The 16655-nt window shown below is 72.9% G+C and carries 14 protein-coding genes; 10 read left to right on the top strand and 4 right to left on the bottom strand.

Annotated features, from left to right (window positions below):
* Nucleotides 1-25: 25 nt before the first annotated feature.
* The 4 genes from ATJ97_RS06090 (at nucleotide 26) to ATJ97_RS06075 (ending at nucleotide 4345) form a co-directional block, all read left to right on the top strand.
* Nucleotides 26-1135 carry a PIG-L family deacetylase gene (locus tag ATJ97_RS06090; RefSeq protein WP_245862203.1) on the top strand — a complete coding sequence of 370 codons (1110 nt, stop codon included), beginning with the start codon at nucleotides 26-28 and terminating at the stop codon, nucleotides 1133-1135.
* Nucleotides 1132-1623, top strand: coding sequence for a DUF6113 family protein (locus ATJ97_RS06085; protein ID WP_098482971.1), 492 nt, complete (start codon nucleotides 1132-1134; stop codon nucleotides 1621-1623). Before ATJ97_RS06090 ends, ATJ97_RS06085 begins: the two co-directional genes overlap by 4 nt.
* Nucleotides 1620-2132, top strand: coding sequence for a flavin reductase family protein (locus ATJ97_RS06080; protein WP_245862199.1), 513 nt, complete (start codon nucleotides 1620-1622; stop codon nucleotides 2130-2132). Before ATJ97_RS06085 ends, ATJ97_RS06080 begins: the two co-directional genes overlap by 4 nt.
* Nucleotides 2133-2281: 149 nt before the next feature.
* Complete coding sequence (locus ATJ97_RS06075; RefSeq protein WP_143426884.1) at nucleotides 2282-4345, top strand: VanW family protein; 2064 nt, start codon at nucleotides 2282-2284, stop codon at nucleotides 4343-4345.
* An 87-nt stretch (nucleotides 4346-4432) separates the two neighbouring features.
* Here the strand turns inward: ATJ97_RS06075 and ATJ97_RS06070 are convergent, their stop codons facing one another.
* Nucleotides 4433-4651: a putative acetyltransferase gene (locus tag ATJ97_RS06070; protein ID WP_098482969.1), complete on the bottom strand. Its 219-nt coding sequence runs from the start codon at nucleotides 4649-4651 to the stop codon at nucleotides 4433-4435.
* A 132-nt stretch (nucleotides 4652-4783) separates the two neighbouring features.
* Here ATJ97_RS06070 and fdxA point away from each other — a divergent pair, with 132 nt between their 5' ends.
* The 3 genes from fdxA to ATJ97_RS06055 all read left to right on the top strand — a co-directional run bounded on the left by fdxA (nucleotide 4784) and on the right by ATJ97_RS06055 (nucleotide 7786).
* On the top strand, nucleotides 4784-5101 hold the full coding sequence (fdxA, locus tag ATJ97_RS06065) for a ferredoxin (protein ID WP_043502049.1): 318 nt from the start codon (nucleotides 4784-4786) through the stop codon (nucleotides 5099-5101).
* 1 nt (nucleotide 5102) lies between these two features.
* On the top strand, nucleotides 5103-6239 hold the full coding sequence (gene dapC, locus ATJ97_RS06060; protein WP_098482968.1) for a succinyldiaminopimelate transaminase: 1137 nt from the start codon (nucleotides 5103-5105) through the stop codon (nucleotides 6237-6239).
* Between the two features lie 248 nt (nucleotides 6240-6487).
* Nucleotides 6488-7786 (top strand): citrate synthase, encoded by a 1299-nt coding sequence (locus ATJ97_RS06055; protein ID WP_098482967.1) that lies wholly within the window; start codon nucleotides 6488-6490, stop codon nucleotides 7784-7786.
* Nucleotides 7787-7906: 120 nt separating this feature from the next.
* On the opposite strand, the gene ATJ97_RS06050 is transcribed toward ATJ97_RS06055, so the two are convergent.
* From ATJ97_RS06050 to ATJ97_RS06040, 3 genes are all read right to left on the bottom strand, one after another.
* Nucleotides 7907-8959: a hypothetical protein gene (locus tag ATJ97_RS06050; protein WP_098482966.1), complete on the bottom strand. Its 1053-nt coding sequence runs from the start codon at nucleotides 8957-8959 to the stop codon at nucleotides 7907-7909.
* Nucleotides 8952-9917, bottom strand: coding sequence for a 2,3,4,5-tetrahydropyridine-2,6-dicarboxylate N-succinyltransferase (gene dapD / locus ATJ97_RS06045; RefSeq protein ID WP_098482965.1), 966 nt, complete (start codon nucleotides 9915-9917; stop codon nucleotides 8952-8954). The genes ATJ97_RS06050 and dapD overlap by 8 nt, the downstream gene beginning before the upstream one ends.
* Nucleotides 9918-10058: 141 nt before the next feature.
* A complete protein-coding gene (locus tag ATJ97_RS06040) occupies nucleotides 10059-10952 on the bottom strand; it encodes an NUDIX domain-containing protein (RefSeq protein ID WP_098482964.1) in 894 nt (297 codons plus the stop codon).
* 368 nt (nucleotides 10953-11320) lie between these two features.
* Here ATJ97_RS06040 and betT point away from each other — a divergent pair, with 368 nt between their 5' ends.
* From betT to ATJ97_RS06025, 3 genes are read left to right on the top strand one after another with little or no spacing between them, the layout of a single operon-like run.
* Nucleotides 11321-13498 carry a choline BCCT transporter BetT gene (gene betT, locus ATJ97_RS06035; protein ID WP_098482963.1) on the top strand — a complete coding sequence of 726 codons (2178 nt, stop codon included), beginning with the start codon at nucleotides 11321-11323 and terminating at the stop codon, nucleotides 13496-13498.
* On the top strand, nucleotides 13498-14973 hold the full coding sequence (locus ATJ97_RS06030; protein ID WP_098482962.1) for an aldehyde dehydrogenase family protein: 1476 nt from the start codon (nucleotides 13498-13500) through the stop codon (nucleotides 14971-14973). The genes betT and ATJ97_RS06030 overlap by 1 nt, the downstream gene beginning before the upstream one ends.
* A gap of 14 nt (nucleotides 14974-14987) precedes the next feature.
* Nucleotides 14988-16580, top strand: a complete 1593-nt coding sequence (locus ATJ97_RS06025; RefSeq protein ID WP_211287064.1) for a GMC family oxidoreductase — start codon at nucleotides 14988-14990, stop codon at nucleotides 16578-16580.
* The last annotated feature ends 75 nt before the right edge of the window (nucleotides 16581-16655 follow it).

The following is a 16655-nucleotide window of genomic DNA, read 5'->3' as shown; positions in this document are numbered from 1 at the left end:
GGGGTGAGGGGGCCATGATGGGGGCATGACGGACCTCCACGCGATCTCCCGGGCACCGATGGTCACCGGCGGCGTCCTCGGGGTGTTCGCCCACCCCGACGACGAGACCCTCGGCGCCGGCGGCCTGCTCGCCAGCGCCGCGTCGGCCGGCGTGGGCGTCGGCGTCGTGACCGCGACCCGCGGCGAGCTCGGCGAGGTCCTGCCGCCCGACATCGCGACCCTCGCCGACGACCGCCCCGCGCTCGCCCACGAGCGCGAGCACGAGCTCTCCCGCGCCCTGGCCGCCCTCGGCGTCCGCGCGCACCGCTTCCTCGACACGGAGCCCGGGCTCGCCGAGCGGCGGCCACCGCGGTTCACCGACTCCGGCATGGGGTGGGTGCGTCCCGGCCTGGCCGGCCCCGGCACGGAGGCCGGCCCCGACGCGCTCGTCGCGGTCCCCGTGGAGGTCGCGGCCCGGCTGCTCGCCGCGGTCGTCCGCCGGGCGCGACCGCAGGTCGTCCTCACCGAGGAGCCCCACGGCAGCTACGGTCACCCCGACCACATCCAGGTGCACCAGATCACCATGCGTGCCGTCGAGCTCGCCGCCGACGCCGCCCCGCGCGACGAGGCAGACGACCCCCTCACCGGCACCGAACCGTGGGACGTCCCCGTCGTCGGCTGGATCGTCGAGCCGGAGGACCGCTTCCGCGCCGCCCTCCGCTGGCTCGAGACCATGGTCGACCGCCGGCCGCAGTTCGGCGTGCGCGGCGACGCCCTCGGCACCATCTCCCCGGACCGCGAGCTGCCCTCCCTGGTGGTGCCGCCCGACCAGGTCGACCTCACCATCGACGTCAAAGCGGTGCTTCCGGCCGTCATCACCGCGATGAAGGCGCACCGCAGCCAGGTCCAGGCCGTGCACCTGCTGGACCTGACGCTGCAGGAGAACCGCGGCCTCCCGGTGTGCGGCTGGTTCGCGGTGAGCAACGGGCTGCTGCAGCCGTTGCTCGGCACGGCCAGCCTGAGGCTCGCCCCGGGCAGGGACCGCGTCGACGAGCTGAGCGACCCCCGCACCGTCGACGGCCTCACCCGCGACAGGCTCGCCGGTACCCGCGGCACCGATCGTCTCGCGGCGTTCCTCGGCGGGACGGTCGCATGAGCGCCCGCACGGAGGCCGAGGGCCGCGAAGCCGGCCGCGGCGCGGGCCGTGGCGACGGCCGGGACGCGGCAGACGGGCGGGACCGCGCAGACCGCCGGGACCGGGGCGACCGGGCCGGCCACGTCGTCGCCGCCGTCGTCGCGGTGGTCGCCGGCGTCGTCGTCGGAGCCGCGGGGACCCTGGTCCACCGCTGGACCGTCGACGGGCTCCCGGTCGGCGTCGTGACCGCCCTCGTCGTCGTGCTCCTCGGCGGCGTCTTCGCGCGTTCCGCGGCCGACGGCGTGGGGGTCTTCCTCCTCGGTCTCGCGGGCGTTCTCACCACGCTGACGATGACGTTCGTCAGCCCGAACGGGGACGTCCTCGTCACCGACCAGCCGCTCAGCTTCGTCTGGCTGCTCGGGATGCCGCTCGTGGCCGGGCTGGCGATGCTGACGCCCCGCGGGTGGTACTCCGACGAGCCGGTGCCGCGCCGGCGGGCGGCACGGTGAGTGCCTCCGCCGCCGACGGCGGGGAGGAGCTGGTCGAGCGGTACCGGGCCACCATGGGGCGCCTTCCCGGTGGGATCACCGTGGTCTCCGTGCGCCACGGCACCCTCGACCTGGCCATGACGGCGACGGCGGTGGCGTCGGTGTCCCTGCGGCCGCCGATGGTCCTGTTCTGCGTCTACAGCGACGCCCGCCTGCGTGAGGTGCTCGATGAGGTCGACACCTGGGCGGTCAGCATCCTCGACGGCACGGCGGCGGTGGCGGCGGAGCGGCTCGCGATGCCGGGCCGCCCCGCGTTCGGGCAGCTGATCGGGGTGGCGCACCATCGTGGGGAGCACTCCGGGGCCGCGCTCGTCGACGCCGCCCAGGGATGGGTGGAGTGTCGCACGGCGTGGATCAGGAACGCCGGCGACCACGACGTGGTCGTGGGGGAGGTGCTCGACGCCCGCACGGGCACAACCGGCGCCGGGGCCCTGGTGCACCACCTCGGCCGGGTGCGCCCCCTGACGTGACCGTGGGGGCCCCGGGCAGGTTGCGCCGCGCAGCTCGTGCGGTCCGTAACGATGTGGTGACGTTGGGCACGCCCCGTCGTCGCAGGTGTGCCCTCGCCTTACCATTCTTGGGGTCGCACGAGCGGCACAGGGGGAAGTAAGGACACTGCGTGACTGACCATCGAGCACCTGGACGGGGAGCCGTCGACCACACCGACGGCGCCGACGCCACCCCGCAGGAGGATACCCCGTCCGGCATGTCGGACCTCAACTCCGTCCTGGCCCGCCGCCAGGGCGAGCCGGACGCGACGGCGGTTCACCCCGCCCGTGCCGGCAGCGCGCCCGAGCCGGACGCGACGGCGGTTCACCCCGCTCGTGCCGGCAGCGCGCCCGACCCGGACGCGACGGCGGTTCACCCCGCCCGTGCCGGCAGCGCGCCCGACCCGGACGCGACGGCGGTCCACCCGGCACCGTCCGCGGCCGCCCCCCAGACGTCCGAGCCCAAGGATCCGCCGATGCCCTCGCCGCTTGACCAGTTCGATGTCGAGGAACCGCGCCGCGGCCGCCGCGGGCTGGTGATCGGCCTCGTCGTCGTCGCCCTGCTCGTCGTCGCCTACGGGCTGGGCGCGTGGTTCCTCGGTGACCGCACCCCCACCGGCACCACGGTCGCCGGCGTCCCGGTCGGCGGGCTGTCGAAGGCCGACGCGCGGGCGCGCCTGGAGAGCGAGCTGTCGACGCTGGCCGCCGAGCAGGTGCCCGTCTCCGTCGGTGAGGCGACGTCCAGCATCGACCCGGCCTCCGTCAAGCTGACCTTCGACGCCGACGCGACCCTCGAGGACCTCACCGGTTTCACCCTCGACCCGCGCGTGCTCTGGGGCCGGATCTTCGGACTCGGCGCCGTCGAGCCCCGTTCCACCGTGGACGAGGACGCCCTGCGCGACGCTCTCGAGACGGCCGCCACCGAGCTCGACGTCGCCCCGGTCGAGGGGGCCATCACCTTCGCCGGCGCCACGCCGGAGGTCACCGAGCCCGCCCCGGGCACCGCCGTCGACATCGACGCCGCCGTGGACGCCGTCACCCGCACCTGGCTCACCGCCGAGCGCCCGCTCGAGCTGCCCACGAAGGAGCTGTCACCGACCGTCGGTGCCGAGGCGGTCGACGAGGCCCTCACCACGCTCGCCCAGCCCCTGGTCTCCGCGCCGCTGACGGTCAACGTGGACGGCGCGCTCGCCGAGCTCAGCCCCGAGCAGCTCGCCGCGAACGCCACCTTCGTCGCCCAGGGCGACGCGCTCGAGCTCGAGCTCGACGGCGAGGGCCTCGCCGACGCCGTCGCCGAGGTCAACCCGGCGATCGAGGTCGCCGGCAAGGACGCCCAGATCGTCCTCCAGGGCGGCCGCCCCACGATCATCCCCTCGACGACCGGCAAGGGCCTCGACCCCGACCAGCTCGCCGAGGCCGTGCGCACGGCCGGCACCTCCACCGACCGCACGGCCGAGGTGGCTCTCGTCGTCGCGGAGCCGGAGTTCACCACGGCGGACGCGGAGGCGCTCGGCGTCAAGGAGGTCATCGCGGACTTCTCCACCCCGATGCCCTACGACCCGGTCCGCACCACCAACCTCAAGGTCGGCGCCCAGAAGGTCACCGGCGTCCTCGTGATGCCGGGCGAGGAGTTCTCCCTCCTCGACACCATCGGGCCCATCTCCGCCGCGAACGGGTACGTCTCCTCCGGCGTCGTGGAGGACGGTTTCGTCTCCACCGCTGTCGGCGGCGGCCTCTCCCAGCTCTCGACCAACATGTTCAACGTCGGCTTCCTGGCCGGCATGGACGACGTCACCCACACCCCGCACAGCCGCTGGTTCGAGCGGTACCCGCCTGGGCGCGAGGCCACCCTCTGGGAGCCGAGCACCGACATGGTCTGGCGCAACAACACCGACTACGGCGTGCTGGTCCAGTCCTGGGTCACCGGCGACCGCGTCCACTCGCGGCTGTGGGGCACGAAGGTGTGGGACGTGAAGACCTCCACGTCCGAGAAGTACAACATCGTCCAGCCGAAGACCGTCTACAACCCCTCGCCCGAGTGCACGCCCGAGAGCGGCGGCAACCCCGGGTTCACCGTGACGGTGGACCGGCAGCGGTACAAGGACGGTGCCCTGCACGACGACGAGAAGTGGACGTGGACCTACACGCCCTGGAACAAGGTCGAGTGCGGGGAGCCGCCCTCGGACGAGGGGTGAGCCCCCGCGTCGCCGACCCGTTCGGCGACGCCGTCACGACCGACCCCGTCGCCCGCGCCGTCACGACCGACCCGGTTGCCCCCGCCGTCACGACGGCGGGGGCGGGACCCTCTTGCCCGTGACCATGGCGGCCGCCGGCACCCGCACGTCACCGCGCCGGGTCCGCACGACGACGGCGTCCCGGCCGACCTCGAGCAGGTCGCCGAGCGCGTCGTGGAGGCCGTCCGCCTCCCGGTAGCGGACGACGACGCGTTCGCCCACGTGCCAGCTCGTCCAGGGCAGCTGGGGCGGGTGCTCGGTGGTCATGCCCCCATCCTGCCCGTCGGCGGCGACCTGCCCACGACCTGGCGCCTGGTCGTGCCCGCGGACCGGCTGGGCAATACTAGGTGGGCGGGCGCCCGACCGGCGTCGCGTCATCTGCGAGGAAAGGAAGCTCTCGTGACCTACGTCATCGCCCAGCCCTGCGTGGACGTCAAGGACCGGGCGTGCGTCGACGAATGTCCGGTCGACTGCATCTACGAGGGCAAGCGGATGCTGTACATCCACCCTGACGAGTGCGTCGACTGCGGCGCCTGCGAGCCGGTGTGCCCCGTGGAGGCGATCTTCTACGAGGACGACACCCCCGCGATCTGGTCCGACTACTACCGCGCGAACGTCGAGTTCTTCAACGACCTGGGTTCGCCCGGCGGTGCCGCGAAGATGGGCGTCATCGACAAGGACGACCCGATGATCGCGGCCCTGCCGCCGCAGGCCTGAGGTGCCGCTGCACGGCAGCGCGCTGCCCGACTTTCCCTGGGACTCGCTCGCGCCGGCCAAGGCCCGCGCCGCCGCGCACCCCCGCGGCATCGTCGACCTCTCCGTCGGCACCCCCGTCGACCCCACCCCGGCCGTCGCCCAGGACGCGCTGCGCGCCGCCGCGGACGCCCCGGGCTACCCGCAGACGGTCGGCACCCTGGACCTCCGCGAGGCGGTCACCGCCTGGTTCGCCCGGCGGCGCGGCGTGCCCGGGCTGGGCACCGACGCGGTGCTCCCCACGATCGGCTCCAAGGAGACCGTCGCCCTGCTGCCCGCCCTCCTCGGGCTGGGCGAGGGCGACGTCGTCCTCCACCCCCGCACCGCCTACCCCACGTACGACGTCGGGGCCCGCCTGGCCGGCGCGACCCCGGTCCCCGTGGACCCCGACCCGGCGTCCTGGCCCGACGCCCGGCTCGTCTGGCTGAACTCGCCTGGCAACCCGGACGGGCACGTCCTGTCCGTCGACGACCTCGCCGCCGTCGTGGCCTGGGCGCGCGAGCGTGGCGCGGTCGTCGCCTCGGACGAGTGCTACGCCGAGCTCGCCTGGACCGGGCCGGCGGCCGCCGACGGCGTGCCCAGCCTCCTCGGCCCGCGCGTGTGCGGCGGGGACCACACGAACCTGCTGGTGCTGTACTCGCTGAGCAAGCAGTCGAACATGGCGGGCTACCGGGCGGCGCTGCTGGCCGGGGACCGGGCGCTGGTCGGCCGGCTCACCGAGATCCGCAAGCACGCCGGGATGATGATGCCCGGGCCGGTCCAGGCGGCGATGGCGGCGGCGCTCGCCGACGACGAGCACGTGGCCGAGCAGCGGGAGCGCTACCGCGCGCGGCGCGACGTCCTGCTCGAGGCGGTGACCGCCGCCGGGCTCGAGCACGACCCGCACTCCGTGGCCGGCCTGTACCTCTGGGTGCGGGCGGCCGGGCGGCCGGCGTCGTCGTGGGAGCTCGTCGACGCGCTCTCGCACCGCGGCATCCTGGTCGCCCCGGGCACGTTCTACGGCCCGCACGGCGACGGCTACGTGCGCATCGCGCTCACCGCGACCGACGAGCGGATCGCCGAGGCGGCCCGCCGCCTGCGTGAGGGCGGCCGGCTGACCTGAGCGGGCGGTCTCCCCGGGCGGGCGCCGTCGGCGGCCGAGGGATCGGGTGGGCCGCCGTCGGGCGAGCGGTTGCTCGGCACGGGGCCACCGCTCGGTCACGTGTTGCCCTCGGTCCCGGGCCCAATTTCCGGGTTCCGGGCGTCGATGGCATATCTTTGTTGACCGGATCACCTTTCCGGGGCCTGCGTCGCCCCGGTTCCACGCAACGAGGCACTCGTCCTGAGAGCCACAACGAGGAGGAACCACAGATGTCGAATGCTGAGCTCAGCCCGGCGACGTTCGAGGTAGACGGGAAGACGCTCCAGTTCGACCGCGTGCCCGCCGTCGAGGGGAACGACGGGGTGAACATCTCCTCGCTGCTCAAGGAGACGGGGCTGGTCACGCTCGACCCCGGGTTCACCAACACCGCGTCGACCACGTCCGCGATCACCTACATCGACGGTGCGGCCGGCATCCTGCGGTACCGCGGGTACCCGATCGACCAGCTGGCCAAGGGGTCCAACTTCCTCGAGGTCGCCTACCTGCTCATCTACGGCGAGCTGCCGGACGCGCAGACGCTCGAGGCGGTGGAGCGCCGCATCAAGCGGCACACCATCCTGCACGAGGACTTCAAGGCGTTCTTCACCGCCTTCCCGCACAACGGGCACCCGATGGCCATCCTGCAGGCCGGCATCGCCGCCCTCGCCACCTACTACCAGCACACGCTGGACCCGCACGACCCCTACCAGCGCGAGCTGTCCACCGTGCTGCTCATGGCCAAGGTGCCGACGATGATCGCCTCGATCGCCAAGCGCGCCAACGGGCTGCCGCTGCTGTACCCGGACGCCTCGAAGGGCTACGTCGAGGACTTCATCCGGATGACGTTCGGCCTGCCCTACCAGCGCCACGACGTCGACCCGGCCATCGTCAAGGCCCTCGACATGCTGCTCATCCTGCACGCGGACCACGAGCAGAACTGCTCCACCTCCACGGTGCGCATGGTGGGCTCCTCGCACGCCAACATCTACGCCTCCGTCGCGGCCGGCGTGGGCGCGCTCTCCGGTCCGCTGCACGGTGGGGCGAACGAGGCGGTGCTGGAGATGCTCACCAAGATCCAGGCCGCCGGCGGCGACGCCACCGACTTCATGAAGAAGGTCAAGAACAAGGAGGACGGCGTCCGCCTGATGGGCTTCGGCCACCGGGTCTACAAGAACTACGACCCGCGCGCCGCCATCGTCAAGGAGGCCGCGCACGACGTGCTGGCCCGCCTCGGCAAGGACGACGAGCTGCTCGACATCGCCATGGGCCTGGAGGAGATCGCCCTCCACGACGACTACTTCATCGAGCGCAAGCTCTACCCGAACGTGGACTTCTACACGGGCCTGATCTACAAGGCGATGGGCTTCCCCACGCAGATGTTCACCCCGCTGTTCGCGCTCGGCCGCCTGCCCGGCTGGATCGCCCAGTACCGCGAGATGATCGCCGACCCGACCACGAAGATCGGCCGCCCGCGCCAGGTGTACACCGGCGAGGCCGAGCGCGACTTCGTGCCCGTCGAGCAGCGCTGACGCACCGCTGTCGACGAACGCCCCGACCACCCGGTCGGGGCGTTCGCCGTTCCCGGTCGCAGTGCCAGTCCCAGTCCCAGCGCCTGTTCCAGGGCCCGGGCGCTCCACATAGCGCCGCCCTCAGCCGATGACGACGGCGCCCGGACCAGCCTCGGCAGCGGTCTCCGCGACGGTGGCGGGCAGGCCGGCGTCGGCGAGCGGCACCCAGGCGGCGTCGTCGCCGTCGGCACGCACCCACGCCATGCCGTCCGTCGCCACCACGCGGGCGTCGGTCGCGCTTGCCGTCGCCACCGCCCACTGCGCCACCGCCCAGCCGCGGCGTGCGGGGGCGGGGTCCAGGCCGGCCGGCAAGGACGCGCCGTCCACGAGGAGGACCCCGCCGGGCGCGACCTCGGTGTCGACCTCGCCGAAGTCCCGCGCGAGCCGGTCCTGCACCGCGGCCAGGCGCTGCGGGGCGGTCGGCGAGGCTGTGGTGCCGGACCCGGCGCCGACGGCGGAGCCGGACTCCGCCGGGACGTCGTCGAGGTGACAGGTCAGCGCCGCGGGGGAGTAGCCGGTCAGCGCGGAGGCGAAGGCACGCCCGCGGCCCTCGTGCTGGGCGTACGCGTCCGGGAAGGCGGAGCGCTGGACGTCCTGGGCCGCCTCGGTCACCGCCTTGGACTCCCAGCCCTGGACGGTGACCAGGACGTCGTAGAACGCGTTCGTCGAGTACACGGGGTCCATGATCTGCTCGACGGTGCCCCAGCCCTGGGAGGGCCGCTGCTGGAAGAGCCCCACCGAGTCGCGGTCCCCGTAGTCGATGTTGCGGAGCTTGGACTCCTGCAGCGCCGTGGCCACCGCGACGGTCACCCCGCGCGCGGGCAGCTCGCGCCGCACCGCGATCGCGGCCATGAGTGCGGCGTTGTCGGCCTGGTCGGCGTCGAGGGCGGCGCGGGTGCCGTCGTCGAGCGTCGCCACGCACGTGCCCGAGGCACCGCCGCCGGTGAAGACGTTGAGCGCCAGCACGACAGCGCCCACGCTCAGCCCGAGGGCCCCGAGCGCCGTCAGGGCGCCGGTGCCGCAGCCGCGTGCCCTGCGGCGCGGACCGGTGGTGCGGACAGGGCCACGACGCCGGCTGGCCGGCGAGCCGCCTCGCGCCGCGGCGGCCCGGGCCCGGTTCGGACCGTCAGGCATGCAGGGCGGCGTTGAGCTCCACGCCGGTCCCGCTGCGGGGCAGCGCCTCGACCGCGCCGGAGAGGGAGTTGCGCCGGAAGAGCAGGTTGTCCCGGCCCGAGAGCGAACGGGCGGCGACCACCGGCGGCTCGGTGAGCTGGCCGCCGTCGGGCCGGGTACCGCCGCCGGCCAGGACGGACACCTTGGTGCCGGCCGTCAGGTAGAGCCCCGCCTCGACGACGCAGTCCGCGCCGAGGGAGATCCCGAGACCGGCGTTGGCGCCGAGCAGCGAGCGCGGCCCCACGGAGATCACGTGCTCACCGCCGCCGGAGAGGGTGCCCATGATCGAGGCGCCGCCGCCGATGTCCGCGCCGTCGTGGACGACGACGCCCTGGGAGACGCGGCCCTCCACCATCGACCGGCCCAGCGTGCCGGCGTTGAAGTTGACGAACCCCTCGTGCATCACGGTGGTGCCCGAGGCGAGGTGAGCCCCGAGCCGGACGCGGTCCGCGTCGGCGATGCGCACGCCCACGGGCACGACGTAGTCCACCATGCGCGGGAACTTGTCGACGCCGTGGACGGTGAAGGGGCCGTGCGTGACACGCAGCCGGGCGCGGGTGATCTCGAAGCCCTCGACGGCACAGGGACCCAGCGACGTCCACACCACGGTCGGCAGCTGGCCGAAGATGCCGTCCAGGTTGAGGGTGTTCGGAGCGACGAGCGTGTGGGAGAGCAGGTGCAGGCGCAGGTAGGCGTCGGCGGTGGAGCTGGGCGCGGCGTCGAGGTCGATCTCGGTCCGGACGATCTCCGTGCGGACCCGGCGGTCGGCGTCGGCGCGTTCGAGAGCGGTGAGGGCCGCGGGGGCGGCGGCGTCGTGAGGAGCGGGCCCCAACGCGGGGGTGGGGTACCAGACGTCCAGGACGTCGCCGGAGTCGGTGCGGGTGGCCAGTCCGAAGGCCCAGGCGCTGCGGTCGCTCATGGTTCCCAGCCTAGGTGCCCGGGCCGACGTCCAGCGTTCGGCTCGCGCGTTCCGGACGGGTGCTGGCACGGTCGGGCGACGGCCCGCTCGGGCGAGGGCGGGGCCACCTTGTCCGGGTTGCCGGCCGGGCGCCGCGGCCGGTCAGTGCCGGACGACCCGAGGGCCGACGGCGCGGGCGCCCAGGTCCTCGACGCGGGCGACGAGTTCCCGGTCCGCCGTCGTGACGACGACGTCGTTCGCCGGGTCACCCATCAGGCGCCGGACCACCGTCACGAGCGCGTCGTCCCCGCTGCCGTCCGCGCTGACGACGCTCACGCCGTCGACGGCCGGGACACCGCGGGCCGCGCCCTCGGTGACGAGGACGACGTCCGGGAGCCAGCTCGTCCCGGGCAGTCCGACGGCGGAGGCGGCGACCCCCTCGCGGGCGAGGTGGGCGAGGTGGTCGCGCAGCCGCGCGGTGGCGCCGCGCCGGTCCCTCCACCAGCCGTCCGGGCGTGACCCGACGACGTTCGCGGCGTCGACGACGAGGACGAGCCGGCGCAGCATGGTGCGCAGCTCGGGGAGGGCGTCCGCGAAGGCGGGCAGCAGTTCCAGGTGGTCGAGCTCCTCCAGCCCGGCCCACCGCACCTCGAGGGACTCCGGGTCGGTGACGGCGGGCTGCACAGGGGCGACGGCCTCGGCGAGCACGGTCGTGTAGCTCCAGTCCGGGTGGACCAGGGTCCGGTCGGCGCGCAGGCGCACGGCGGCCGTCGGGAGCCCCGCCTCCTCCGCGGCCTCACGCACCGCCCCCGCACGCGGGCTCTCGCCGTCGGTGATCGCCCCGCCGGGCAGGCCCCAGGTGCCGCCGTGGTGGGACCACAGCGCGCGGTGCTGCAGCACGATCTCCGTCCCCGCGGGGCCGGACCGCCACAGCAGCAGGCCCGCCGCTCCGTTCAGCCCCCAGTGCCGGTGCCCGCACGCGCACTCCACCCAGCCGTCGCCGGGCTGGCGATGGACGCGGACGTCCGGCGGGGGCCGGTGGGCGGGCGTGGTCATCGAGCCAGCCTCGCACAGAGGCCCGTCAGGCGACGCGCCCCTGACGCCCGCCACCACGGCTGGTCCGCGTGAAGCTTCCGCGCCAGAACCGTGCCGGTTCCCGAACCTGGAGGTGTGACGTGTCACGAAATGTGCGGTTGCCGGTCACGACTCGGTAATGTGGTCGGCCGTGTGCAGGCCCGGGTAGCGAACCGCAACTCGGACGCATGCCGACGACCGGCACGTGCGCCGGCCCCGACGGGCCGCCTCGCGTCGCCGTCTCACGAGGACGGCCACGTCCCCTTGCGACGTCACACCGCAGCTCGACACGACGTCAGCGCGCCCGCACGGAACCGGAACCACACGAAACCAAGGACAACATGACACAGATGAACCAGCCCGCGCACGAGGTGGCGGGCGGCATCGGGGCCGGTGCCGCGGCGAGGGCACCGGAGCCCGTCGCGACCTCCCAGCCGCCGTCGGCCGGGAGCCCGGTCTCCGCCAAGGAGACTCCACGGGTCAACCTGAGGGTCTTCGTCCCGTCTGCCATCGGGATCCTGGCCATCGCGTTCTGGGCCATGCTCGCCCCCGGGCACGCCGAGTCGGTCATCGGTTCGATGGTGTCCTGGGTCTCGAAGAACCTGGGCTGGTACTACATCCTCACCGCGACGATCGTCGTCGTCTTCGTCATCTTCGTCGCGGCCTCGCGGGTGGGGAAGACGAAGCTCGGCCCGGACCACTCCAAGCCGCAGTACTCGATGTTCTCGTGGACCGCGATGCTCTTCGCCGCGGGCATCGGCATCGATCTGATGTTCTTCTCGGTGGCGGAGCCCGTGACCCAGTACTACGGGCCGCCGGCAGGCCAGGGGGAGACCCTCGAGGCCGCCCGCCAGGCGGTCGTGTGGACGCTCTTCCACTACGGCGTCACAGGCTGGGCCATGTACGCGCTCATGGGCATGGCGTTCGGCTACTTCGCCTACCGCTTCAACATGCCGCTGTCCATCCGCTCCGCGCTGTACCCGATCATCGGGAAGCGGGTGCACGGGGTCGCCGGGGACGCCGTCGACACCGCCGCCATGCTGGGCACGATCTTCGGCATCGCCACGTCGCTGGGCATCGGGGTCGTGCAGCTCAACTTCGGTCTGAAGGTGCTCTTCGGTGTCGAGGAGGGGCTGGCCGCCCAGATCGCGCTCATCGTGCTCGCCGTGCTCATGGCGACCGTCTCCGCCGTGGTGGGGATCGACAAGGGCATCCGGCGACTGTCGGAGCTGAACGTCTTCCTGGCTATCGCGCTGATGCTGTACATCACCGTGACCGGTCGGACGGCGTTCCTCCTCGATGCCCTCGTCCTGAACATCGGCGACTACCTCAGCGGGTTCGCCGGCATGACGCTGAACACGTTCGCGTTCGACCGCCCGGACGAGTGGATGAACGGCTGGACCCTGTTCTTCTGGGCCTGGTGGATCGCCTGGGCGCCGTTCGTGGGGCTCTTCCTCGCGCGGATCTCCCGTGGCCGCACGATCCGGCAGTTCGTGGCCGCGACCCTGACCGTGCCGTTCCTCTTCATCCTGGTCTGGCTCGCGATCTTCGGGAACAGCGCCCTCGACGTGGTGCTCGGCGGCAACGACGCGTTCGGCCAGGTGGCGATGAACCAGCCGGAACGTGCCTTCTACTCTCTGCTCGAGCAGTACCCGGGCGCCCCGCTGCTCATGGCCGTGGCCACCTTCACCGGCCTGCTGTTCTACGTCACCAGCGCCGACTCCGGCTCCCTCGTCATGTCGACCTTCACGTCGCGGATCAAGGACCCGAGCAAGGACGGGCCGCACTGGCTGCGCATCTTCTGGTCCGTCGCCACCGGTGCCCTCACGCTCGGGATGCTCATGGTCGGCGGCGTCGCCACGCTCCAGTCGGCGACCATCATCATGGGCCTGCCGTTCTCCGTGGTGATGTACCTGATCATGTTCGGGCTCTACAAGTCCTTGCGGGTGGAAGCGGCGCTGACCGACAGCCTGCGTACCTCGCTCCCGGGCGCTCTCGCGGGCGCCACCGGGCCCCATCGCAGCTGGCGCCAGCGCCTCGCCCGCTCCATGAGCTACCCCGGGGCGCCGCAGGCCCAGCGGTACCTGGACCAGGTCGCGGTACCCGCCGTGGAGGAGGTCGCCGCCGAGCTGCGCGCCCAGGGGGCGGCCGTCGAGCTGAGCACCGGCCCGATCGACGGCGTGGCCTGCAGCCAGGTCACCCTCACGGTCGCGCTGGCCGACGAGCCGGACTTCCGCTACCAGATCTACCCGGTCGAGCACGTCCTGCCCACGTACGCGCCACGCGCCCAGGGCAAGGCCGACAAGTACTACCGGCTCGAGGTCTTCTCCATGACCGGCAGCCACGGGTACGACCTGCTCGGCTACACCAAGGACCAGGTCATCGCAGATGTCCTGGACCAGTACGAGCGCCACCTCGAGTTCCTCCACCTCCAGCGTGACTTCACCGGCGCCTCGGCCATGGCCGAGCAGGCCGACGCGCCCGAGGACTGGAACGTGGACTTCGCAACCAAGGAGAGCAAGAACTGATGTCGAACACCCTGTTCATCGACGGCCGGTGGGTCGCCGCCCGCGGCGGCGAGACCCGCGAGATCCGCAACCCGGCCGACGGCGAGCTCGTCGGCGTCGTCGCCGAGGCCTCCGCGGAGGACACCGAGGCCGCCATCGCGGCCGCCCGGGCCTCCTTCGACGGGGGGGCCTGGCGTGACGTGCCCGCCCCGGAGCGCGGCGGCCTCCTCCTGCGCGTCGCGGACCGTCTCCGCGAGCGGAAGGACGAGTTCGCCCGCGCCGAGTCCCTCGACACCGGCAAGCGCCTGGTCGAGAGCGAGATCGACATGGACGACATCGCCGCCTGCTTCACCTACTACGGCAAGCTGTCCGGCTCGGAGGCCGGCCGCCTCGTCGACGCCGGCGACCCCGACGTCGTCTCCCGGATCGTCTACGAGCCCGTCGGCGTGTGCGGGCTCATCACCCCGTGGAACTACCCGCTGCTCCAGGCGGCCTGGAAGATCGCGCCGGCGCTCGCGGCGGGCAACTCCTTCGTCCTCAAGCCGAGCGAGCTGACCCCGCACACGGCCATCCTCATGATGCAGGTGCTCGACGAGGTCGGGCTGCCCGCCGGCGTCGCCAACCTCGTGCTCGGGGCCGGTGCCACCGCGGGGGCGCCGCTCTCCCAGCACCCCGACGTCGACATGGTCTCCTTCACCGGCGGTCTCGAGACCGGCAAGGTCATCGCCGCCTCCGCGGCGGCGACGGTGAAGAAGGTCGCGCTCGAGCTGGGCGGGAAGAACCCGAACGTCATCTTCGCCGACGCCGACTTCGACGCCGCCGTGGACAACGCCCTCAACGGCGCCTTCGTCCACTCGGGGCAGGTCTGCTCCGCCGGCGCCCGCATCGTCGTGCAGGACACCATCGCCGAGCGGTTCGTCGACGAGCTCGTGCGCCGAGCGCAGGACATCCGCCTCGGCGGCCCGTTCGACGAGGCGGCCGAGTCCGGCCCGCTCATCTCCGCGGAGCACCGGGACAAGGTGACCGCCTACGTCGAGCGGGCGGTCGAGGAGGGCGCGCGCGTGCGCTGCGGCGGCACCTGGGGCGAGGGCGAGCTCGAGAAGGGCTACTACTACCTGCCCACGGTGATCGACAACGTGCGTCGCGGGATGTCCGCCGTGCGCGACGAGGCCTTCGGCCCGGTCGTGACGGTCGAGACGTTCACCGACGAGGACGAGGCCGTCGCCACCGCCAACGACACGCACTACGGGCTCGCGGGCGCCGTCTGGACCCAGGACGCCGGACGCGCGCAGCGCGTCGCCGGGCGCCTGCGCCACGGCACCGTCTGGATCAACGACTTCCACCCCTACCTCCCCCAGGCCGAGTGGGGCGGCTTCGGTCAGTCCGGCGTCGGCCGCGAGCTCGGGCCGACCGGCCTGGCCGAGTACCAGGAGGCCAAGCACATCTACCAGAACACCCGGCCGCAGGTCACCGGCTGGTTCGAGGACCGCAAGTGAAGGGAAACGTCCACGTGAACGAGAAGACGTACGACTACGTGGTGGTCGGCGGGGGCTCCGCCGGCGCCGTCGTCGCCGCCCGCCTGAGCGAGGACCCCGGGGTCCAGGTCGCGCTGCTCGAGGCCGGCCCGACCGACGTCGGTGTCGACGTCGTCCTCCAGCTCGACCGGTGGATGGAGCTGCTCGAGTCCGGCTACGACTGGGACTACCAGATCGAGCCGCAGGAGAACGGCAACTCCTTCATGCGGCACTCCCGCGCGAAGGTCCTCGGCGGCTGCTCCTCGCACAACTCCTGCATCGCCTTCTGGCCCCCGCGCGAGGACCTCGACGAGTGGGAGACCAGGCACGGCGCCACCGGCTGGGGCTCCGAGCACACCCTCCCGCTGGTGACCAAGCTCGAGAACAACGAGGACGACGGCCCCCTCCACGGCCACGACGGTCCCGTCCGCCTCATGAACGTCCCGCCGACCGACCCGTGCGGCGTGGCGCTCCTGGACGCGTGCGAGCAGGCCGGCATCCCCCGCGCGAAGTTCAACACCGGTGAGACCGTGGTCAACGGCGCGAACTTCTTCCAGATCAACCGCCGGCCCGACGGCACTCGCTCCTCCTCGTCGGTGTCCTACATCCACCCGGTCCTGGACCGGGAGAACCTCCACGTCCTGACGGACACCTGGGCCAAGAAGCTCGTGCTCGACGAGAACAACCGGTGCACCGGCGTCGAGGTCACCGACAACGCCTTCGGGCGCACGAAGGTCGTGTCGGCACGCCGCGAGGTGATCGTCTCCACCGGCGCCATCGACACACCCAAGCTCCTCATGCTCTCCGGCATCGGCCCGGCCGAGCACCTGCGCGAGGTCGGCGTCGAGGTCGTCGTGGACGCCCCCGGTGTGGGGGAGAACCTCCAGGACCACCCCGAGGGCGTCATCCAGTGGGAGGCGAAGCAGCCCATGCCGACCACCTCGACCCAGTGGTGGGAGATCGGGGTCTTCGCCCCCACCGAGGAGGGCCTCGACCGCCCGGACCTGATGATGCACTACGGGTCCGTGCCCTTCGACATGCACACCCTGCGCCAGGGCTACCCGACGACGGAGAACGGCTTCTGCCTGACCCCGAACGTCACCCACGCCCGCTCCCGCGGCACCGTCCGGCTGCGCAGCAGGGACTTCCGTGACAAGCCGATGGTGGACCCGCGCTACTTCACCGACCCGCACGACATGCGCGTCATGATCGCCGGCATCCGCAAGGCCCGGGAGATTGTCGCGCAGCCCGCGATGGCCGAGTGGGCGGGGGAGGAGCTCTACCCCGGCAAGGACGTCCAGACCGACGAGCAGATCGCCGACTACATCCGCCGCACGCACAACACCGTCTACCACCCGGTGGGGACGGTTCGCATGGGCGCTCCAGAGGACCCCATGTCCCCGCTCGACCCCGAGCTGCGCGTCAAGGGCGTCACGGGCCTGCGGGTGGCTGACGCCTCGATCATGCCCGAGCACATGACCGTCAACCCGAACATCACCGTGATGATGATCGGCGAGAAGTGCGCGGAGATGGTCAAGGCGGCCGCGCAGGAGCAGGCCGGGGAGCCGGTCAGCGCCGCGGCCCGGTAGACCCGCTGCGCCGTCGTCGGCACCGTCCGACCGGCTCGACAGAACCGCCCGGAGGACCCCAGGGTTCTCCGGGCG

This window comes from Georgenia soli (assembly GCF_002563695.1).
Lineage (GTDB): Bacteria > Actinomycetota > Actinomycetes > Actinomycetales > Actinomycetaceae > Georgenia > Georgenia soli.
This window is presented reverse-complemented; position numbering and strand designations above follow the sequence as displayed.

Coding starts and splice junctions, on each gene's coding strand:
- ATJ97_RS06090 (WP_245862203.1), top strand. CDS start 26: ATGACGGACCTCCACGCGATCTCCCGGGCACCGATGGTCACCGGCGGC.
- ATJ97_RS06085 (WP_098482971.1), top strand. CDS start 1,132: ATGAGCGCCCGCACGGAGGCCGAGGGCCGCGAAGCCGGCCGCGGCGCG.
- ATJ97_RS06070 (WP_098482969.1), bottom strand. CDS start 4,651: ATGACCACCGAGCACCCGCCCCAGCTGCCCTGGACGAGCTGGCACGTG.
- ATJ97_RS06055 (WP_098482967.1), top strand. CDS start 6,488: ATGTCGAATGCTGAGCTCAGCCCGGCGACGTTCGAGGTAGACGGGAAG.
- ATJ97_RS06050 (WP_098482966.1), bottom strand. CDS start 8,959: ATGCCTGACGGTCCGAACCGGGCCCGGGCCGCCGCGGCGCGAGGCGGC.
- dapD (WP_098482965.1), bottom strand. CDS start 9,917: ATGAGCGACCGCAGCGCCTGGGCCTTCGGACTGGCCACCCGCACCGAC.
- ATJ97_RS06040 (WP_098482964.1), bottom strand. CDS start 10,952: ATGACCACGCCCGCCCACCGGCCCCCGCCGGACGTCCGCGTCCATCGC.
- betT (WP_098482963.1), top strand. CDS start 11,321: ATGAACCAGCCCGCGCACGAGGTGGCGGGCGGCATCGGGGCCGGTGCC.
- ATJ97_RS06030 (WP_098482962.1), top strand. CDS start 13,498: ATGTCGAACACCCTGTTCATCGACGGCCGGTGGGTCGCCGCCCGCGGC.